Origin of the sequence: Kushneria pakistanensis, assembly GCF_014652795.1 — a bacterium.
Classification (GTDB): domain Bacteria; phylum Pseudomonadota; class Gammaproteobacteria; order Pseudomonadales; family Halomonadaceae; genus Kushneria; species Kushneria pakistanensis.
The window spans coordinates 60,897-80,189 of record NZ_BMZM01000002.1 but is presented as its reverse complement, the minus strand read 5'-3'; the positions used below and the strand labels follow the sequence as shown (position 1 = coordinate 80,189).

17 protein-coding genes are annotated in these 19,293 nt (G+C 61.5%); 9 read left to right on the top strand and 8 right to left on the bottom strand.

Annotated elements, in window-relative coordinates:
* Window positions 1-86: 86 nt before the first annotated feature.
* Window positions 87-1,001 (bottom strand): nuclease-related domain-containing protein, encoded by a 915-nt coding sequence (locus tag IE123_RS05850; RefSeq protein ID WP_189516096.1) that lies wholly within the window; start codon window positions 999-1,001, stop codon window positions 87-89.
* 117 nt (window positions 1,002-1,118) lie between these two features.
* Here IE123_RS05850 and IE123_RS05845 point away from each other — a divergent pair, with 117 nt between their 5' ends.
* Window positions 1,119-1,988, top strand: coding sequence for an NAD-dependent protein deacetylase (locus tag IE123_RS05845; RefSeq protein WP_189516094.1), 870 nt, complete (start codon window positions 1,119-1,121; stop codon window positions 1,986-1,988).
* On the opposite strand, the gene IE123_RS05840 is transcribed toward IE123_RS05845, so the two are convergent.
* Both IE123_RS05840 and IE123_RS05835 read right to left on the bottom strand, forming a co-directional pair.
* Entirely contained in the window at window positions 1,978-2,397 is a 420-nt protein-coding gene (locus tag IE123_RS05840) for a YbaY family lipoprotein (RefSeq protein ID WP_189516092.1), read from the bottom strand. The two genes, IE123_RS05845 and IE123_RS05840, sit on opposite strands and share 11 nt — an antisense overlap.
* A 2-nt stretch (window positions 2,398-2,399) precedes the next feature.
* Window positions 2,400-2,759, bottom strand: a complete 360-nt coding sequence (locus IE123_RS05835; protein WP_189516090.1) for a translation initiation factor — start codon at window positions 2,757-2,759, stop codon at window positions 2,400-2,402.
* A gap of 221 nt (window positions 2,760-2,980) precedes the next feature.
* Between IE123_RS05835 and IE123_RS05830 the strand changes: the two genes are divergently transcribed.
* From IE123_RS05830 to IE123_RS05820, 3 genes are all read left to right on the top strand, one after another.
* Window positions 2,981-3,664, top strand: a complete 684-nt coding sequence (locus tag IE123_RS05830) for a hypothetical protein (RefSeq protein WP_189516088.1) — start codon at window positions 2,981-2,983, stop codon at window positions 3,662-3,664.
* Between the two features lie 366 nt (window positions 3,665-4,030).
* Window positions 4,031-5,272 carry a GGDEF domain-containing protein gene (locus IE123_RS05825; RefSeq protein WP_189516087.1) on the top strand — a complete coding sequence of 414 codons (1,242 nt, stop codon included), beginning with the start codon at window positions 4,031-4,033 and terminating at the stop codon, window positions 5,270-5,272.
* Window positions 5,273-5,361: 89 nt separating this feature from the next.
* A complete protein-coding gene (locus IE123_RS05820) occupies window positions 5,362-6,465 on the top strand; it encodes a Gfo/Idh/MocA family protein (RefSeq protein ID WP_189516086.1) in 1,104 nt (367 codons plus the stop codon).
* A 114-nt stretch (window positions 6,466-6,579) separates the two neighbouring features.
* Here the strand turns inward: IE123_RS05820 and IE123_RS05815 are convergent, their stop codons facing one another.
* Entirely contained in the window at window positions 6,580-7,581 is a 1,002-nt protein-coding gene (locus IE123_RS05815) for a zinc-dependent alcohol dehydrogenase family protein (protein ID WP_189516085.1), read from the bottom strand.
* Between the two features lie 585 nt (window positions 7,582-8,166).
* Between IE123_RS05815 and IE123_RS05810 the strand changes: the two genes are divergently transcribed.
* Complete coding sequence (locus tag IE123_RS05810) at window positions 8,167-8,484, top strand: hypothetical protein (RefSeq protein ID WP_189516084.1); 318 nt, start codon at window positions 8,167-8,169, stop codon at window positions 8,482-8,484.
* 268 nt (window positions 8,485-8,752) lie between these two features.
* On the opposite strand, the gene IE123_RS05805 is transcribed toward IE123_RS05810, so the two are convergent.
* Entirely contained in the window at window positions 8,753-11,023 is a 2,271-nt protein-coding gene (locus IE123_RS05805; protein WP_189516083.1) for a glycoside hydrolase family 3 C-terminal domain-containing protein, read from the bottom strand.
* Window positions 11,024-11,065: 42 nt separating this feature from the next.
* Window positions 11,066-12,388 carry an MFS transporter gene (locus IE123_RS05800; protein WP_189516082.1) on the bottom strand — a complete coding sequence of 441 codons (1,323 nt, stop codon included), beginning with the start codon at window positions 12,386-12,388 and terminating at the stop codon, window positions 11,066-11,068.
* 187 nt (window positions 12,389-12,575) lie between these two features.
* Here IE123_RS05800 and IE123_RS05795 point away from each other — a divergent pair, with 187 nt between their 5' ends.
* Window positions 12,576-13,574, top strand: coding sequence for a LacI family DNA-binding transcriptional regulator (locus tag IE123_RS05795; RefSeq protein ID WP_189516080.1), 999 nt, complete (start codon window positions 12,576-12,578; stop codon window positions 13,572-13,574).
* 3 nt (window positions 13,575-13,577) lie between these two features.
* On the opposite strand, the gene IE123_RS05790 is transcribed toward IE123_RS05795, so the two are convergent.
* Window positions 13,578-14,477: a DMT family transporter gene (locus tag IE123_RS05790; protein WP_189516078.1), complete on the bottom strand. Its 900-nt coding sequence runs from the start codon at window positions 14,475-14,477 to the stop codon at window positions 13,578-13,580.
* Window positions 14,478-14,806: 329 nt separating this feature from the next.
* Between IE123_RS05790 and IE123_RS05785 the strand changes: the two genes are divergently transcribed.
* Window positions 14,807-15,349, top strand: a complete 543-nt coding sequence (locus IE123_RS05785) for a collagen binding domain-containing protein (RefSeq protein WP_189516077.1) — start codon at window positions 14,807-14,809, stop codon at window positions 15,347-15,349.
* A gap of 88 nt (window positions 15,350-15,437) precedes the next feature.
* Here IE123_RS05785 and IE123_RS05780 read toward each other — a convergent pair whose 3' ends face one another.
* Window positions 15,438-17,675, bottom strand: coding sequence for an NADP-dependent isocitrate dehydrogenase (locus IE123_RS05780; RefSeq protein WP_189516075.1), 2,238 nt, complete (start codon window positions 17,673-17,675; stop codon window positions 15,438-15,440).
* Between the two features lie 371 nt (window positions 17,676-18,046).
* Between IE123_RS05780 and IE123_RS05775 the strand changes: the two genes are divergently transcribed.
* Window positions 18,047-18,466, top strand: coding sequence for a hypothetical protein (locus tag IE123_RS05775; RefSeq protein WP_189516073.1), 420 nt, complete (start codon window positions 18,047-18,049; stop codon window positions 18,464-18,466).
* 199 nt (window positions 18,467-18,665) lie between these two features.
* On the top strand, window positions 18,666-19,289 hold the full coding sequence (locus tag IE123_RS05770) for a YqaA family protein (RefSeq protein WP_189516071.1): 624 nt from the start codon (window positions 18,666-18,668) through the stop codon (window positions 19,287-19,289).
* Window positions 19,290-19,293 lie beyond the last annotated feature (4 nt).

Sequence of the window (19,293 nt, the reverse complement as noted above, 5' to 3'; positions counted from 1 at the left end):
TGTTGCAATGTGAGACAGGGCGCAGGATCTGCAGAAGCCATTAAATCACTGCATCAGGGCGACGTGAAATACACCCCGATGGCGCGTTATCGGGTCTCGGGAGACAGCGCGTGATGGGTCTGCTGGTCATCGGTCAGGCGCACCAGCGCCCGGCGGACTTCGTCAAACAGGGACTGTGGCAATGTCGGTGTATCATTGCGCTGCAGAAAGTCCAGCAGCTCGTTGTCGCCCAGCACGCGAACATCGTTGTTGTCCCTGGCCCGCTCGATGCGCCAGCCCGGCAATATCAACATGGCCTGTACAGGCACCTGCTGCTGGCAGTCCCGACTCAGGCGCTCGTGCAGCCAGCGCCGGGCGCGCTGCGCCTCGCGCATGGGGCGGGTCTCTTCACGATCGGGAAAGCGCAGTCGCTCGCCATCGAGTGTCAGGGTACGAACGTTATCCTGTACGGTTTCCGGGCCGGCATGACGGGTACGGACCAGCAGCGAGAAGATGCCGTGCTCGGTGACCACGACATGGTCGATGGTATAGCCATCGGCCGGGACATCATGAAAGATCAGGATGCCCTGATGGTGAGTGCGCAGTAGATTCTGCAGATCGTGTGCCACGTTCATGGCACCGGCCAGACGCAGGCGCAGATTAGAAATCCGGTAGGAAAGTGCCATCATGAAGGCGCCCACGATCATCGCCGCAATCGTGGTGATCAGCCCGTAAATGCTCCATTCGAGCCAGTCCTGATGCGATGAAAACAGCATGCGGCCCATGCCGTAGATCAACGGTGTGATCGCAAGAACAGGCCCCAGGGCGCCGGCCAGAAAGAGTTTGACGCGGGCCTCGGCCAGACGCTCGCGAAAGCGGTTGCCGGACTGTCTGAGCCGGTGGCCGGAAGGAGAGAAGCCGGGCTTGTCCTGAAATAGATGGCGCAGCCCGAACACGACCACGGCCGTGGCAAACAGGGGGGTCAGAAAAATCAGGGGGAGCAGATATTCCAGCCAGCGCATGACGTCATCCCGGTGGGTAGAGGGTTAGTCTAGCGTTCTGCGAGGTTGTCATCCATGCCCGACCACCATTTTGCAGTCGGAATTCATCGTCCGGCCGGCAGGTCATGAGGAGTGATCATGAGCAGCAAATCGCAGGCCTGCGCGCAGGCACTGATCGATCTTGTCAGGTGTTATCCGCGCCTGTGCGTCCTGACGGGCGCCGGGGTCAGTACCGACAGCGGTATTCCCGATTATCGTGACGAAAAAGGCGAGTGGAAGCGCCCACCGCCCATGACTCATCAAGCCTATATGCAAGGGCCTCTTGCGCGTCAGCGCTACTGGGCCCGTAGTCTGGTCGGCTTTCGCCTGCTGGCAGGCGCCGAGCCCGGTCGTGCCCACCACACGCTGGCGGCGCTGGAAGCGCAAGGGTTTATCGAGGGGATCATCACGCAAAACGTTGATCGATTGCATCAAAAGGCGGGCAGCAAGCGCGTGGTGGATCTGCACGGCCGCGCCGATCTGGTGCGCTGCATGCAGTGCAATCTGCTGGTGCGTCGTCATGTGCTGCATGACCATCTGGCCACGCTCAACCCGGACTGGGTCGGGATGGACGCCGAGATTGCCCCGGATGGGGACGCCTATCTCGACAATGTGGATTTCTCGAGCTTCCGGCTGCCGGACTGCCCCCGTTGTGGCCACGGCATCCTCAAGCCCGATGTGGTGTTTTTCGGCGATAACGTGCCGCGCTGGCGATTGGACCGGGCGATGTCGATGCTTGATGACAGTCAGGCACTGCTGGTAGTGGGTTCGTCTCTGATGGTGTTCTCGGGCTTTCGCTTTGCCCGCCACGCCGCTGCAAAAGGCATCCCGGTGGCCTGCATCAACCGCGGGCACACTCGGGCGGATGCGCTCTATACCCTCAAGTGCGAGGCGTCCATCGATGAGAGCCTGACCGCCCTGCTGGCCGGGCTGTCAGGCGCGCAAACGGCAAGGGCAACTACGGACTGACCGGCGTCAGCGGCACGCGTACCTGCTGCAAGGGCGCGCCATCGGTCAGTACCGGCAGGGGTTCCAGCGTCAGATAGCGCGTATTGTCACCTTCGCGCAGGGCAGCACTCAGGGCGTAGCGGCGATCGTCCTCGATATGGTGGCGGTCATACTGCAGCATGAAAGGCACCGGCCAGCGACCGTGGGTATTCTGATCGACCTGGGCGACGGTGGTGCGCCCCTGGGTGATATCCAGAAGGCGGATCTCCAGTCGGGCATCGTGCGTGATCGGCGTTTGTTCGTCGCTGAATGCCTCACCCGAGAGCGTGGCGAAATCGGGGCCGCTGGAAAACAGTGAGCAGCCGCTCAAAAGGGCGGTCAGTACCAGCGGCACAGCGGCCGGTAACGCGCGAAAGTGACGACGCTGCATGATCAGCCTCCCGCCAGCTTGACGGTGTAGCCGCGTTTTTCCAGCTCGGCGCGCAGCGTGTCGCGATGATCACCCTGAATCTCGATCACACCTTCCTTGAGCGCGCCACCGCTGCCGCAGCGCTTTTTCAGCGCCTGCATCAGGGTTTTCAGCTCATCGCTCGGCAACGGTATGCCATGCAGCGTGGTCACGCCCTTGCCCTTGCGTCCGGCCGTTTCGCGCTTGATGCGCACGATGCCATCCAGCGCGGCCAGACGCGCCTCATCCTGCGCCTTTTGGTCATCGCCGTCGTTGTGCTTGCGCATATCCCCGGTATCGGTGGAATACACCTTGCGGCTCAACTGATCGCGCAGTGATGACATTGTTCGACTCTCCCTCGCCTCAAGAAGGCTCAACAATAGCGCAACCCCGCGGTACTTCGAAACGCCGGGTCTGCACTCATGACGCCGCCGGTAGAAATAAAAACCCAAAGCGTCGCTATTCAGACAATTGGATATCCCGGGCATGAGTAGACTCACGGCTATCACATGACGCCGACATCATCGGCGCACCGGAACTTTGATCATTCTCGAGAGGCTACGTCATGCGTCGTATTGCTACTGCTGTAATCACCGGAACCCTGCTGCTGGCTACCAGTGCAGCGGCCATGGCGGAAGATCACTGGTCGGTGGCCGGCAGTGCCGGTACGACCGGGCTGGGCGCCAATGTGAGCTGGCGCTTTCATGATCATTTTGCCCTGACCGCCGGTTACAGCGGTTACGAATACAACGATCTTGACCACACCAATGGTGATTACACCTACAAGGGCAAGGTCGACATGGATATCTACAGCCTGAAGCTGGATGTCTATCCCTGGGTCAACAGCGGCTTTTTCGTTTCAGCCGGTGCGGTCAAGCCCGATGTTCAGCTCCGGGCCACAGGACGTTATACCGGTGGCGATACCTTTGATGAACTTGGCGGCTTCTCCATTAGCGCAGACGATGCGCGACTCGATGGCCGCGGAAAGCTTTCCAGCGATGTTGAACCCTATCTGGGCATTGGCTGGCGTAACAGCTCGAAGCAGGGGCTGGGATTCTATGCTGAAGCCGGCGCCTTCTGGATCGATCCCAGTGTGTCACTGACGCCGCGCGGTGACGCACTCAATATTCCGGGTGTCCGACCAATTGCCGAACGCGAAGCCCGTGAGCAGGAAGACGAGCTGCGCAAGGATCTGAACAAGTACAACGTCTATCCGGTCGCTGTCATCGGTATTGAATACACGTTTTAATTCCGATATCTCATGAAAAAGCCCCGCCATGCGGGGCTTTTTTGTGGCTGAAAACCAATATTTCCTCTCAATGTTCGACCGTATCGCCGTGTTCTACCAATCGACAGGAAGGCTGGCTCAAGGGGAACAGCTACGCTGAACCTCAGGTAACGTGCCATGGGCATGACGTTGCTGTTCGTGGAAACGGCGATGGCGTGCTCAAGCAGCCCTGCATCCGGTCGATAAGCACTTTTGCTCTCATCTGACGCATCCGGTCGGCAGCCCGGACAGGCCGGGTGTCTTTCAGTGATGCCATGCCGTCACCCTTGCGGGAGTGGCGAATCATTTAAATGACTGTGCGACGGTGCCGCGGACGAGGAAGTCCCCATGCAGGAAAATACCACGGAGCTGGACCGTGCGCTGGAGACTGAAGGCTGGCTGGGACGGATCACGATACCACCCGAGCAAAGGAATGCGTTCGCTGCCCGAACGCTGGCACTGCGCCGCCAGCTGCTGCTGATTTCCGTCCTTGTCGGGCTGGGCTTTTACACGGCCTTTGCGGCGGGAGACTGGTTTGCCGTGCCCGATAGGGTCTGGCTGGCCCTGACCCTTCGTTTCGCCGTTATCCTCCCCTGTGGTCTCGCGTTGCTCTACTGGCTGCGCCATGCGCGCTGCCGGTTGATCGTGCAGCAGTATGTGACCTGCGCCTTTCATCTGCTGGCCGTGACATTGCTGGCGGTGTTGATTGCGCTCTCCGATTCCGTCAATGCCCTGGGGTTCGTGTTCGCCAACTATGCGGTGCTGATGGCGATGGTCATCAGCATGGCGCTGCCCTGGCGTCTGGTGGTGATTCTGGCAGGTATCGTGGTTGCGATTCAGGCCCTGGCGATCGCCCTTGGCCCGCTTCAGCTATCGGTGCTGCAGTTACACAATATTATGATCGCCATTGTGATCGTCGGGCCGTCGCTGTGTGCCAACTGGCTGATCGAAAACGAGCGCCGTCGGCACTTTGTGCTTATCGAGCGCGAGGAGAACCGAAAGCGCCAGCTGGCTGAGCAACGCGATATGCTCAGCCGACTGGCGGCGCTGGACCCCCTGACCGAGCTGGCCAACCGCCGAGGGTTTCATGCAGGGCTTGAAAGTGACCTCGAGCGCTACTCTCCCGATAACGTCATGGCGATTGCCATGATCGATATCGATTATTTCAAGCCTTACAACGATCACTACGGGCACGCCGCCGGCGACCGGGCGCTCAGGCGTGTGGCACAGGCGCTGGCCGAGGCGGCGCGGCCGAAAGGACGTGCCGGGCGTCTTGGAGGAGAGGAATTCGCCATTGCCGTGCCGGGCATTACGGCCGAAGAGGTCGTGCTCTACGCGGAGCGCCTGCGCATCAGTGTGCAGCGCCTTGCCATGGCTCATCACTACAGCACTGCAGCCAGCGTGGTAACCGTCAGTATCGGCGTGGCGCTGGGCCGGATACCCGCTGGCAATACCGCTGCACTATTCGAGGTCGCTGATGCGGCGCTTTATCAGGCCAAGGCCGCCGGGCGCAATCGTGTAGTGATCCATGACCTGATACAGCCAGTGGCTGACGCCTCCTGGAGGTGCTTTTCTGCTGGAGCGCCATGATCGGTTTCATTGCTTTCCCTGACAGCGCCGAACAACTGCACCAGGCTTGGGAATAGTGTTTTTTATCCATGGAGAGATCAGGAGGTCACATGGCACAGGGAAAGGTGCGCTACGCCGTGCTCGGCGGTGGGGAAATCTCGCAGGGCGCGTTCATGCCGGGTATCGCGGCCAGCGACAACTCGGAAATGACCGCGCTGGTCACCGGTGATCCGAAAAAGGCCGAGGTGCTGGGCAAGCGCTACAACCTGAAGGTCTACGGCTATGAGGACTACGAGACGCTTTTGAACTCCGGCGAGATCGACGCCGTCTATGTCGCCACGCCCAATTTTCGTCATCGCCAGGACACCGTGCCGGCGCTGGAAGCGGGCATTCATGTGCTGCTGGAAAAGCCGATGGCGACCAGCGTTGAGGATTGCCAGGCGATGATCGAGGCCGCCGGGCGCGGCAATGCAAAGCTGATGGTCGCCTACCGGCTGCATCATGAGCCGGGCACACTGGAGATGATCCAGCACATGCGCGAAGGCACCATCGGCGCACCGCGCACGTTCTCCTCCCAGCTGACTCAGGATCTCAACCCGAAAAACCATCGCGCCCTGCACGGCTACTGGGCCGGCCCCGTACCCGACATGGGCACCTATCCGATCAACGCGGTGCGACATCTCTTCGGTGCCGAGCCGGTCGAGGTCAGCGCAATGAGCGACAACACGCCGGGGCGCGACTACACCTGCGATGACAGCGTGACCGTCAGCCTGCGCTTTCCCGAAGGGCAGCTGGCCCAGTTTTATGTCAGCTACGCCACCAGTGGTCATAACCATCTGTCAGTAGTGGGCGAGCGCGGTGCGCTGTTCTCACGCCCCAGCTACATGTTCGGGCCAGGCGTGTCGATCGACTATGACCTGAGTGTCGACGGCGAGACCACGGTCCATTCGCCGGGCCCGGTCGAGCAGTTCGGCGGACAGACCGACTATTTCTCCCACTGCATTCTCAATGACATCGACCCCGAAGCCGACGGTACGGAAGGGCTGCGTGATGTGCGCATTCTGGAAGCCATCGAGCAGGCGCTTAAAACCGGTCAGCCGCAGTCGATCGAACCGCTTGAGTATCGCGAGCGCATTCAATCGGACCAGGTGCGCCGCCTGACGCCGGTCGAGCCTCCGGAAGTGATCAGCGTCGAGACCATCAGCGGTGACTGAGTCATCCTGACCGCGCACGTGATGTAAAAGGGCCGCCCAACAGGGGCGGCCTTTTTGTGTCGGTAGTCGGTCGGTTTTGTATCGGAGGTCGGTCTGGCAGGGACATCCAGCGACTCAGTGGGACAGCCTGAACATGGGTTTGGCGCTACGGACGCCGTCGAAGCACTCAAGGGCCTGCTGCCACTGGTTCAGGGCAAACTCTTCGACCGGCGGCATATCAATGTCGCGCAGCAGCGCCCAGAGCGTCGTAAAGGTGTCATGCCACTCCTGTAGTGCCAGACCGATCAGATGATCGCGCAAATGAAAGCGCCGAATGCGCGGGCCCATCAGCGCCGGGCTGATCGGGGCGCCGGACAGCAGTCCATAGGCGATCAGCAGCCCATCTCCCGGCAGATAGGCAAGGATATGGTCGGCCAGCGCGCCGCCGGTGGCATCAAAGACGCGTTCGGCGCGTCCGGCAGCAGCGGCGATGGCCTCATGCTCATGCTGTCCCAGCAGGGTGATGCCCATGTCCGACAGCGTCTGATGCTGCTCGGGGTGACGACAGATGCCGGTGACCGACCGCGCCCCACAGTACAGCGCCCACTGTCCCAGCAGCTGAGCGCAGCCGGAGCCTGCTGCCGTCAGCAGCACATGACAGCCTGCGACCGGCCAGCGGTTGAGCATGGTCAGGGCTGCCATGGGATTGATCCAGGCCCGCGCCGCGACCTCATCGGGAATGTCATCGGGAACAGGAATGGCCAGACGCGGATCACAGTCGATTCGGGTCGCCCAGGTGCCGGGCCCCCGCAGTGGCAACACCCGCTGCCCCAGAAGCTGCTGCCAGGGCCCGTGTGCCTGGGTCACCACGCCCACACCCTCGTGACCGGCCACCAGCGGCGGGGTCAGACGGTGGCGGTAGGCGCCGGTAATTGGAATCAGATCCGAGGGATTGATTGGCGCACAGCGCATGTCGACCCGCATGAGCTCCAGGGGCAGTTCGCCTGTCGGCATTGGCTCCAGATTGAGCACTGACAGCGGCGAGCCAAAGCGGTGATAGCGCAGGGCAGGCGCCGCCATGGCGCTCAGGCAATGGGCAGCCGGGCGGGTAGTGGCATGGGCAGTGGCGACATTCATGTCAGTCAATCCTCCTGTTGCATTGTTCTATGGTAGTGAGGGCCGATCCAGGGACCACGACGCAGGATGTGGCGCAGTGCCCGGCACAGGGTGTCTTCAGGCTGAAAAGGAGGGCAGGGAGCGATGCCGGTGCCAAACGTCGCTGGCCCACAGGTCAGCGACACAGGCGACGTCCATCGGGGAGCCGGACAGTCTTTCGCCGGCCGCATGACCAGATGTGAGAACGGCAGGCATCCCGGACTCCTTTTCGAATACTGTTTAAATATACAGCTATTTCGACAGGAACCCAAGATATCCGGCGTGTTCAGTGCAGCGCGTTACGCCGTCTGGCGCAGCGCCGATCAAGGTCAGTTATCAGTTATAAGCGGGGACAGGCGTTGGCGGCCTCGACAGGATCGAAATTGCGTCGTCAGGGCTCTTTAAAGCAAACACACCCTGTGATAAATCTGCGCCGATACTCTGGCCGGGTCCGTCACCATGGCTTGGGGGGATCAATGCCTTCGGTGCTTGAATGCGGGCGTAAAGCAACCTCATTTCGAAATACCGCTGGCGGGTAGTCGCAACATCCATCAAAAGGATAACACCATGCGTCGTACACTATTGCTGTCAGCCCTGTTGCCCCTGTTATTGCCTGGTATGCCTGTTCACGCCCAACAGGCATTGGAAACGGACAGCGAATACCTTCAACACCGCGCGGCTTCATTGAATGAACGAATAGATGTCGCTGCAAAGGAACACAGCCTGTCCAGAAAACAGGCAGACGAGCTGCATCTTTCGGTAGAGCAGGTGCAGACGCTTGCAGGGAATTTACAGGCCCGTAACGGAACGATCAGTCGACAGGATGCTGACGAGATGAACCAAAGGCTTACTGACGTCGAAAGGACACTGACCCACCAGCCATGATGGACAAGGAAACGCCGTCACGCCGAGCAGTCGGTGCGGACAGTCACATTGTCGCGTCATCTCCTGACAGGACCGTGCCGATTGACTGTGCTGGTCGAGCATTTTGACAGCCTGATCCTTCCCTGCATCGACCCTCCCCAGGGCAGGCTCTCGCGGGTCTGCAAGGGCAGCTGCTCATTTCCGGGTCGCCCATCCCTCCAGGCCATTGGCTCCATGCGCTGCAGGCCAAAGCAGCGCATGGAGCAGTGGTGCATCATCGGGCCTGGCATCAATCAGCAGACGCAGTAGCTCGCAGATCCTTCAGCAACGCCTCGAGCCGCGCCTCGGTGAAGCCCGAAAAGGAGATCATGGCGCGCAGTGGCAGGTAGTGGCCCATAGCGTCCATCAGGTCGTCACCGCCGCCCCTGCCCATCAGGTCGTTGAGCATGGGCAGTTCCTCGGCGATGTCGGCAAGGTGCTCGCGCAGGATACGAACGGCGCCGTCATGAGCCTTGAGATCGCCCAGCAGGGTGTTGCGATCGATTGCCGGCAGCGGCGTCTTGTCACCGCGCACCTCAAGACACTGTGTCAGGCGAATATCACGCGAGGAGGCCCCCACGCGAATCTCGAAGCTGCCGGTGGGCAGGCGCCAGTCGGCGCGCTCGGCGTCATACCAGCAGAAATCACGTCGCGACAGCGTCATCTCGACCCGTTCGGTCGCGCCAGGGGCCAGCGTCACCCGGTCAAAGCCGCGCAGGGCCTGCGCCGCCACTGGCACGGTCTGCGTTTGATCGCTCAGGTAGAGCTGGACGATCTCGCTGGCCTCGCGCTCGCCGCTGTTGGTGATATCGAGACTCACCGTGAGCTGGTCATCGCCATTGAACGTGTCGGCGGAGAGCGTCAGGTTGGCGTAGTCAAAGTGGCTGTAGCTCAGGCCGTGACCGAAGGGGAAAAGCGGTGCGACATCATGGGTGTCATGGTAGCGATAGCCTACGAAGATGCCCTCGCCGTAGCGCACTACGTCCCCTTCGCCCGGGAAGTTGAGATGGACCGGGTTGTCCTCCAGCCGCTGCGGAAAGGTTTCGGCCAGCTTGCCGCCGGGGGAGACTTCGCCGTAGAGCAGATCGGCCACGGCGGCGCCGACGGCCTGACCGCCCAGATAACCCTCAAGAATGGCGCTGACGCGCCCGGCCCAGGGCATCACGATCGGCGCACCGTTGGCCAGTACCACCACGGTGTTGGGCTGCGCGGCGGTGACCGCCTCGATCAGGGCGAGCTGGTTGGCCGGCAGATCCAGATGGGTGCGGTCATAGCCTTCCGACTCGTGGCGGTCGGGTAGCCCCAGGCAGAGCACGGCAACGTCGGCGTGGCTTGCGGCGGTCGCTGCGTCCTGCTCGAGCTGCTGATCGGGCGCATCGCGGTCGATCTCGAAGCCTTTTGTATAGTCAAAGCTCGCGCCTCGCGTTTCGAGTGCCTCGAGCAGCGGTTCGACGCGGGTGGCATTGACATGCGAGCTGCCGCCGCCCTGATAGCGCGGGCGCTCGGCAAATTCCCCGATCACCGCCACGCGTTGCTCGTTGGCCAGCGGCAGGGTGCCATCGTTTTGCAGCAGTACCATGCTTTCGCGGGCAATGCGCCGGGCGAGCTGGTGATGGGCCTCGGCGTCGAAGCCGGCGTCTTCCAGACGAGCGTCCACCGCCCTGAAAAAGACTGTCAGCAGACGCGCCACGGCCTGATCCAGCACGGCCTCATCCAGCTGACCCTCGCGCACGGCGGCCACGATCTGAGCATCGCGCTCACCGCCGGAGGCCGGCATCTCGAGTTCCATACCGGCGACAAGGCCCGGCACGCGCTCGTTGACCGCGGCCCAGTCGGAGACCACAAAGCCTTCAAAGCCCCACTCATCGCGCAGAATATCGGTCAGAAGCCGGCGGTGTTCGCTGCAGTATTCGCCGTTGACCCGGTTGTAGGCACACATCACCGTCCAGGGCTGGGCTTCCTTCACCGCATGCTCAAAGCTTGCCAGATAGATTTCACGCAGCGTGCGCTCATCAATGCGGGCATCCACCGACATGCGGCGATGCTCCTGATTGTTGGCGGCAAAGTGCTTGAGCGAGCTGCCCACGCCGCGCGACTGGGTGCCGCGAATATGGGCCGCCGCCAGATGCGAGGAGAGCAGCGGGTCTTCGGAAAAGTATTCAAAGTTGCGTCCGCACAGCGGTGAGCGCTTGATATTCGCCCCCGGGCCGAGCACCACGTGCAGCCCCTCGGCCTGGGCCTCATCACCCAGCGCGGCGCCGAGCTGCTCGAGCAGATCCACACTCCAGGAGCTGGCAAGTCCTGCCGCGGTGGGAAAGCAGGTGGCCGGTTTGCTCTCGTTGACGCCCAGATGATCCTGCTCCTCGCCCTGGGCGCGCAGTCCGTGCGGGCCGTCGGAAAGGTTGATGGCTGGAATGCCGAGGCGTTCAACGCCCTTGGTGCGCCAGAAATTATCGCCCGAACACAGGCCGGCCTTCTCTTCCAGCGTCATCTGTTCGATGAGGGTTGTCACGTTGCGCATGCGCTTGCTTCCTTGTCGATTGATGGAGGGTCGGGGTCCGGTTCATGCCGCCGTGGGCTTGGCGGTACGGATGTCGGCCATGCGGCGATCGCCCAGTGGATAGATCAGCATCAGGATGGCAACCCCCACAGCACCCACGGCCGGCAGTACGCTCATCATGGATTTGATCAACACCAGTACGGTGTCGCTCTGCTCGGTATTGGGGGTGTAGCCGTAGGTGGTGAACAGCACGCCGGTGACCAGTCCGCCGATGCTCATGCCGAACTTCTGGCTGAAGGTGACGGCGCTGGTCGTGGTACTGGTCGCACGCCGCCCGCTCTTGTATTCCACGTAGTCGGCGATATCGCCCACCATGGCCCACATTGTGGGTGCGATGATGCCGTTGATGAACTTGGCGGCCATGAAGGCGGCAAAGTAGAAGGGCATGCCCATGTCGGCGGCCACGAAAAAGCTGGCCAGCGCGAGGGCGTAGGCCAGATTGGCGCCGATCATGACGCGGCGCTTGCAGAAGCGGCGCATGATCAGCTGATTGAAGATCACGCCCACCACCATGCTGGCGTAGCCCATCGCCAGAAAGAGCGACACCGAGGACTCCTGATCGGCGTAGTACTTGAAGAAATAGATGGCCGCCGAATCCGGCATCAGCATCAGGGTAAAGATCAGGATGCTGGTGGCGAACATGATCCAGAACGGACGCGCACGGGCGATGTGCGCGAAACTTTTGAGCGGATTGCTGGCGCTTTCGCCTTCTACATGGCGCTCACGCACACCCCGAAAGGTGAGCAGAAACACGAGGAAGGTGATCACGCCATACAGCGTATAGGTCAGGGAAAAGCCGCGCTGCTCATCGCCATTGCCCAGAAACTCGACCAGCGGCAGGGTGGCATAGCTGATCAGTACGAAGGCGATGTAGGAAAGAAACATTCGGGCGTTGGTCAGCTGGCGTCGCTCGTCGTTATCGGTGGTCATCGATACCGGCAGTGCCGAGTAGGGGATGTTGACCAGCGTGTAAAGCCCCATCAGGGCAATATAGGTTGCAAAGGCATAGATGATGCGTCCGGTCTCACTCAGTGCAGGCGTCGTGAAGGTCAGCGCCAGCATTGCCCCCAGGGGCAGCGAGAAAAAGAGCAGGTAGGGGCGCAGGCGACCAAAGCGGGTGCGGGTGCGATCGGCCAGCAGGCCCACGGCCGGGTCAGTGAAGGCGTCCCAGAGTCGGGTGACCAGAAACAGCGTGCCAACCACGGCCGGGCTGATATCAAACACATCGGTATAGAAATACATCAGATACAGCGACAGCGATGCCCACGTAAAGGCACTGGCAAAATCACCCAGTCCGTAACTCAGTTTTTCCTGTGTACCCAGCATTGATACGCCCTCATCGGTCCACCCGGATTGTCATGAAACCGGTTTCATGATGGCGTGAGGGTAGGCTTTCCAACCATGCGACATTGGGCCCATATATGTCGGAATACTACAGCGTATACACCATGAAGCAGACTTGCCGCGCGTGTGGGCTTCTGGTCAAGTAGGGCCGAATCAACGAGGAGTATCGATGGCCACCATTCGTGAGGTCGCCGCCCATGCCGGCGTTTCGCCCGCCACCGTATCGCGTGTCATGAAAGGCGAGGTGCGGGTCAACCAGAAGACCCGCGAACGCGTCGAGGCGGCCATCGCGGCGCTGCACTACGCCCCCAACGTGTTTGCCCGCTCGCTGGCGTCCAACCGGTTGGGCGGCGTGGGGCTGGTCATTTCCCATCTGGCCGGGCCGTTCATGGGGCGGGTCATGATGACGCTGGAGGCGGCGCTGCGCCGGGCCAATGTTTCCCTGCTGGTGGCCAGCGGCGGCGGCGAGGCCGAACGCGAGCAGGAGGCAGTGGACTTTCTGCTGGGGCGGCGCTGCGATGGATTGATCGTGCATGCCGATGCGCTGGAAGATGCCACGCTGGCGGCGCTGGCGACCACCACGCCGATGGTGGTCTTCAATCGGCTGGTGCCGGATATCGCCGCGCACTGTATCCATCTGGACAACGAGTGCGGCGGCTACCTGGCCACACGTCATCTGCTGGATCAGGGGCATCGCCACATTGCCTGCCTGACCGGACCGCTGCGCCAGCAGGACGCCGCCGGACGGCTGGCCGGCTATCGCCGGGCCCTGCGCGAGCAAGGGATCGAGGCAGATGAGCATGCCATCATCGAGGGTGATTTCACCGAGCGCAGCGGTGAGCAGGGCATGGCCACCCTGCTGGCTCGCGGGACGACGGTCACGGCTGTGGTGACCGGCAACGATGACATGGCCCTAGGCGTCATGACAGCATTGCGCGCCCGGAATTGGCAGGTGCCGCAGCAGATCTCGTTGATCGGCTATGACGATGAGGCCTGTGCGCGCCATGTCGTGCCGGCCCTGACGACCATTCATGCGCCACTGGAAGAGATGGCCGAGGCTGCGGCGCATCGCCTGCTGGCCCTGATCGAGGGGGCCTCGCCGGCACCCTCGAGTCCCTTCGTGCCAACGCTGATCGAGCGTGGCACGGTCGCCCCGCCTATGGCCTGATGACTACTGCTTCGGGGCTCTGAGCGGTACGTCATCCTCAGCTGTGACTACAGGGGCCTTTTTGAGTCGTCTCACGTTGATGATGGCAATGCCGCCGACCACCAGCGCCCCGCCGATGAGCTTGTTGAGCGCCATGCTCTCGCCCAGCATCAAAACGCCCAGCAGGACCACTACTGCCGGCGTCAGAAGCGACAACGGGATGAGACGCGCCACCGAATGGCGTCGCAGCAGGGTGTTCCAGAGGCCATAGGCGATAATCGATGACATGACGGCGCTGTAGATGACCGCGCCCCAGCCTCGCCAGCCGGCCTCCATCATGGCTGTCCACTGATGCTGTTCAAACAGGAGCGAGCCTGTCCCGACCAGTGGAATGGCAAACATCGACAGCCAGCCGGCCATGGTCAACGGCTCGATCTCCGGCCCTGTCTTGACCAGCAGGTTGGTGATCGCCCAGCCCAGTGCGCTCAACAGCAAAAGCGTCAGCGCCAGCGGGCCCGGTAGCGTGGGACCGCCGGCCAGCACCATCACGCCGGAAAAGGAGACCAGCATGCCGATGGCCGGCTTCAGCCGCAGGCGCTCTTTCAAAAAGATGGCGGCCAGAATGGTGGCAAAGGGCGTGCCCAGCTGGACCAGCAGCGCCCCGGTACCGGCTTCGGCGTAGTTGAGCCCGATGAACAGAAAGCCGAAATGCATCAGCCCGAAGCTGGCGGCCAGCTTGAGCACCAGCGGCAGCTGCGCGCGCGTGATCCGCGTGAACGGCACGATCAGCATCGCCACCAGCGCAAAGCGCAGGGTGGTCATCAAAAGCGGCGGCATCTCGACCAGGCCCAGCTTGATCATGATGTTGTTGAACGCCCAGATCAGGATGACGGCCAGGACCAGATAAAAATCGCGAAGTGGCACGGTGGCTCCTGTCAGTGTCGGGAAGACGTCAGGCGTCAGGGGGTATCGACCCCCGGGCAGCGATTGCCGGTCACTGGTGACGCAGCCTTTTGAAGGGTCATGACATTCTAGCAACTCATGACCGCCACGGGCGGCAACACCTGATAGGCAAGCCGGAAATTGGCCAGCGCCACGACAGGCTTCAGCATCCCCTGATACTGCCGGTTGAAAGGTAGGCGCGCCCGCAGGAAAGGCCCGGATCACGGCGACACATCAAAAGGCATGGACGCCGCCTGACGGTGCGATAAGCTTGGCGATCAAACCCCAGACAATCGCAGGAGAAAACCGGGATGCGTCAGTGGCAGGTATGGGCAGGAATTGTGTTAATGATGGGACTGGCCGGCTGTGAAAGCATCCAGAGGGTGGCGGACAACTTCCCCGGCATGTCCAGCGAGGGCACGGTGGGCAGTACGCCGGCCGACAATACCGTCAAGCGCCAGGTGCCCTTCCCGGCCGAGACCTATGCTGCGCTCCCGAAAACCGGCACGGCCACCATCAAGGGGCGGCTGGCCTACAAGCTGACCTCGGGACAGACCGCCTATGGTGATCACGAGAAGGTCTCGATCGCACCGGCCACCGAGTACTCGGCGGAAGCCGCCGACAAGGCACTGGCCGGGCAGCGCGTCGAGCCTGCCGACCCGCGTGCCCAGGCCTATACCCACATGGTCACCACCGACGGCAACGGCTATTTCACCGCCACCGGCATTCCGGCCGGCACCTTCTATGTCGCCGGCACCGTGGCCCTGCCGGAGGGCCGGGGTCGCAGTCCGTTCATCCTCAAGCAGGTGCGGGTGAAGGAGGGCGGCTCGGTCAACGTGGATCTGAGTCGCTAGATACCTCCAGTCGGCATAAAAAAACCGGCGCCCGAAGGCGCCGGTTTTCATGCAGGCCTGTCATCGCTGACAGTTAAACCCTATTGCATCAGCTCTTTTGAGAGAGCGTGGCAAGTGCGTCGTTAAGGATTTTGCTCGGACGCATGGCCTGACCGGCCAGTTCGATATCCGGGTGGTAGTAACCCTTGATCTCGACGGCCTTGCCCTGCACGCCGTTGAGCTCATCGACAATCGCCTGCTCGTTGTTTTTGAGCGTCTCGTAAAGCTCACCAAAGAGCTTCTGGAGTTCGGCGTCGTCACTTTGCTCGGCCAGCGCCTGGGCCCAGTAGAGCGCCAGATAGAAGTGGCTGCCGCGGTTATCCAGCTCACCGGTCTTGCGCTTGGGCGACTTGTCGCTGTCGAGGAACTCGCCGTTGGCGCGATCGAGTGCGTTGGCCAGCACGATGGCGCGCTGGTTATCAAACGTCTTGCCCAGGTGCTCGAGCGAGGCGGCAAGTGCCAGGAATTCACCCAGCGAATCCCAGCGCAGGTGGTTTTCTTCCACCAGCTGCTGCACGTGCTTGGGCGCGGAGCCGCCAGCACCGGTCTCGAACAGGCCACCGCCGTTCATCAGCGGCACGATCGAGAGCATCTTGGCGCTGGTGCCCAGCTCCATGATCGGGAACAGGTCGGTGAGATAATCGCGCAGCACGTTGCCGGTAACGGAGATGGTGTCTTCGCCACGGCGCGTGCGCTCCAGCGTAAAGGCCATCGCATCGACCGGTGCCATGATCTGGATGTCCAGGCCGCTGGTGTCATGATCCTTCAGGTACTGCTCGACCTTCTTGATCATCTGCGCGTCGTGGGCACGCGCGCTGTCGAGCCAGAAGATCGCCGGGGTCTGGCTGTCGCGGGCACGGGTCACGGCGAGCTTCACCCAGTCCTGAATCGGCGCGTCCTTGGTCTGGCACATGCGCCAGATGTCTTCACGCTCCACATTGTGCTCGAACAGCACGTTGCCGCTCTCGTCAGTGACGCGAACGGTGCCGTCGGCCGGGATCTGGAAGGTCTTGTCGTGAGAGCCGTACTCTTCGGCCTTCTGCGCCATCAGGCCCACGTTGGGCACGCTGCCCATGGTGGTCGGATCAAAGGCGCCATTTTTCTGGCAGTCCTCGATGGTGGCCTGATAGATGCCGGCATAGCAGCGATCCGGGATCACGGCCTTGGCATCGTGGCGGTCGTCGTCGGCGCCCCACATCTTGCCGGAGTCGCGAATCATCGCCGGCATGGAAGCATCGATGATGACGTCACTGGGCACGTGCAGGTTGGTAATGCCCTTACTGGAATCGACCATGGCCAGCGACGGACGCGCCTTGTAGAGCGCCTCGATGTCGGATTTGATCTCGTCCTGCTGGTCAGCCGGCAGCGAGGAGATGGCGGAGTACAGATCGCCCACGCCGCTGTTGGGGCTGAAGCCGGCATTTTTAAGCGCATCGGCATGCTTTTCCAGCACGTCGCGGTAAAACTCATCGACCACGATGCCGAACATGATCGGGTCGGAGACCTTCATCATGGTGGCCTTCAGGTGCAGCGAGAACAGCACGCCCTGCTGTTTGGCGTCCTCGATCTGTTCGCGGATAAAGGCGCGCAGGCCGCGAGCGCTCATGCTGGCGCCGTCGATCACTTCACCCTCGGTGACCGCGACCTTTTCCTTGAGCACGGTGGTGGTGCCATCGTTCTGGACCAGCTCGATCTTCAGGTTGCCGGCCTTGTCGACCACGGCGGATTTTTCGCTGCCGTAGAAGTCGCCTTCGCTCATGTGAGCAACGTGAGACTTCGAGCTCGAGGACCACTCACCCATGCGGTGCGGGTACTTCTTCGCGTAGTTCTTGACCGACTTCGGCGCGCGACGATCGGAGTTGCCTTCGCGCAGGACCGGGTTGACCGCACTGCCCTTGACGCGGTCATAGCGGGCACGAATGTCCTTTTCCTCATCGCTTGACGGCGATTCGGGGTAGTCGGGGATCTTGTAGCCCTGACCCTGCAGCTCCTTCACAGCGGCCTTGAGCTGTGGCACCGAGGCGCTGATGTTGGGCAGCTTGATGATGTTGGCTTCCGGCGTTTTGGCCAGATCGCCCAGTTCGGCCAGATGATCCCCTATCTTCTGGTCGTTACTGAGGTAGTCGGGAAACTGCGCCAGAATACGGCCGGCAAGCGAAATATCGCGGGTTTCAACGATGATGCCGGCAGAATCGGTAAAGGCATCAATAATGGGGAGCAGCGAATGGGTGGCCAGCGCAGGTGCTTCATCGGTGAGGGTGTAGATGATTTTTGGCGTGTTGGACATCCTGGTATAAACCTCTCTTGTCACTGCGATTGCATGATGGATACATGGCGGTTGCATGAAGCTGGAGCGGTACGCAGTGGACGTGCAAGGGCAGTCTATCGTCTGTCTTCGCACCCACTCGCCCGACGATGAGTCTTGCCTGCGAAGCGCCCGGGGCCCATGCGGCTGATGCACACGCACGGGTCGGCGATCCGACCTCGGCGAGTATAACAGCGGACCCAGCCGGGTGCATGACCGGACCCCGGGGCAGCGGTGCCCAAAAAGTAATCCATGTTATATAAATGTTTGATACAAAAGAAGTTGTTCTCAGCGCTTGGATAATCGATCAGCCCATCTATGCTGAGGGAGTACTCATTATTGCAGGAGGCAACATGAAAGCGACATGGATAGCACCCTTCGTTCTGGCACTGGCCACCACGCCGGCACTGGCCGGCGAGCAGGCAGGTTCTACAGGACAGGTCAGCAACAGTACCAGCACGTCTTCCCAGCAGGGTGTCGGTGGCTCGGGCCAGACTACCCAGCAGGGTGGCGGCAATACCGACACGACCCATGAAGGCGGCGATACCGGTACCACCGGCACCAGTGGCATTGACAATACCAGCGATAGTCAGAGCGGGCAGGAACAAAGCGTGCCCGGCAGTGCCAGCGACGCCGGCAATGCTGGTACCAGCTCAGGTCAGGGCAGCCAGTCCGGCAGCATGACCGACAAAATGAAGCAGAAGGGCGGCGAGAAAGCCAAGACCGAGATCGACAACCGCACGGGTACCGGCAGCACCAGCACCCCGCAGTAAAACTCTCTGCCCGGAATCTTGCTGATCGCGCCTGACCACGGCGCCTATAGTGCCTCTGCTTTACGGCAGGGGCACTTTTTTGTCTCAAGGCTTGTGAAGACAACAGATCGGGCGCTGAACGCTTGTGCCGAACTGTCGCCCTGATTGATGATCAGGCCAGCCCCGCACATGGCTCATGCAATGAATGACAGGGGTGCCCATGGCTCGCAGCCTGCAGGATCGAAAACAGCGTCTCGGTAAGCGGCTTGTCGGACTGATGGATCACCCGAGCGCCGTCTGGCTGCTGTTCGTTGCCTCGGTACTGGAAACCCTAATTGTCCCGATTCCCATCGAAACCGTGCTGATCCCCTGGATGGTGCTGCGCCCCGAGCGTCGCTGGTGGCTGGCCTTGATCGCACTGGCAGGCAATCTGATGGCGGGGGCCATTGGTTACGGGCTGGGTGCCTGGGCGATGGGACATTTCGGCGACCAGTTGATCTCATTGTTCGGTGGCCAGCAGGCCTTCAACGACTTCGATCAGCGCTTCAGCGACAACGGCTTTCTGGCCGTGCTCTCGATCGGCGTGATTCCCATTCCGTTTCAGATTGCCATGCTGGTGGCCGGTAGCACCGGTTACTCCTTTTTACTGTTCATGCTGGCTGCCATGCTGGCACGCGGTGCCCGCTACTTTGGACTGGCCCTGCTGGTGCATTTTTTCGGCGACAGGGCGCGCAGGCTCTGGCAGCGCAATGAGCGCACCATGCTGGTGTTGTTGGTCGTCGCCGTCGTTGGTTATCTGATCTACAAGGGCATCACTCTGATCGGTGGCAGTGGCTCGGCGTGAGCCA

Excerpts from the sequence above, each read along its gene's own strand:
- IE123_RS05830 (WP_189516088.1), top strand. The coding sequence starts at position 2,981 with ATGCGTCGTATTGCTACTGCTGTAATCACCGGAACCCTGCTGCTGGCT.
- IE123_RS05785 (WP_189516077.1), top strand. The coding sequence starts at position 14,807 with ATGCGTCAGTGGCAGGTATGGGCAGGAATTGTGTTAATGATGGGACTG.
- IE123_RS05820 (WP_189516086.1), top strand. The coding sequence starts at position 5,362 with ATGGCACAGGGAAAGGTGCGCTACGCCGTGCTCGGCGGTGGGGAAATC.
- IE123_RS05815 (WP_189516085.1), bottom strand. The coding sequence starts at position 7,581 with ATGAATGTCGCCACTGCCCATGCCACTACCCGCCCGGCTGCCCATTGC.
- IE123_RS05805 (WP_189516083.1), bottom strand. The coding sequence starts at position 11,023 with ATGCGCAACGTGACAACCCTCATCGAACAGATGACGCTGGAAGAGAAG.
- IE123_RS05845 (WP_189516094.1), top strand. The coding sequence starts at position 1,119 with ATGAGCAGCAAATCGCAGGCCTGCGCGCAGGCACTGATCGATCTTGTC.
- IE123_RS05795 (WP_189516080.1), top strand. The coding sequence starts at position 12,576 with ATGGCCACCATTCGTGAGGTCGCCGCCCATGCCGGCGTTTCGCCCGCC.
- IE123_RS05780 (WP_189516075.1), bottom strand. The coding sequence starts at position 17,675 with ATGTCCAACACGCCAAAAATCATCTACACCCTCACCGATGAAGCACCT.
- IE123_RS05825 (WP_189516087.1), top strand. The coding sequence starts at position 4,031 with ATGCAGGAAAATACCACGGAGCTGGACCGTGCGCTGGAGACTGAAGGC.
- IE123_RS05800 (WP_189516082.1), bottom strand. The coding sequence starts at position 12,388 with ATGCTGGGTACACAGGAAAAACTGAGTTACGGACTGGGTGATTTTGCC.
- IE123_RS05770 (WP_189516071.1), top strand. The coding sequence starts at position 18,666 with ATGGCTCGCAGCCTGCAGGATCGAAAACAGCGTCTCGGTAAGCGGCTT.
- IE123_RS05840 (WP_189516092.1), bottom strand. The coding sequence starts at position 2,397 with ATGCAGCGTCGTCACTTTCGCGCGTTACCGGCCGCTGTGCCGCTGGTA.
- IE123_RS05810 (WP_189516084.1), top strand. The coding sequence starts at position 8,167 with ATGCGTCGTACACTATTGCTGTCAGCCCTGTTGCCCCTGTTATTGCCT.
- IE123_RS05775 (WP_189516073.1), top strand. The coding sequence starts at position 18,047 with ATGAAAGCGACATGGATAGCACCCTTCGTTCTGGCACTGGCCACCACG.
- IE123_RS05835 (WP_189516090.1), bottom strand. The coding sequence starts at position 2,759 with ATGTCATCACTGCGCGATCAGTTGAGCCGCAAGGTGTATTCCACCGAT.
- IE123_RS05850 (WP_189516096.1), bottom strand. The coding sequence starts at position 1,001 with ATGCGCTGGCTGGAATATCTGCTCCCCCTGATTTTTCTGACCCCCCTG.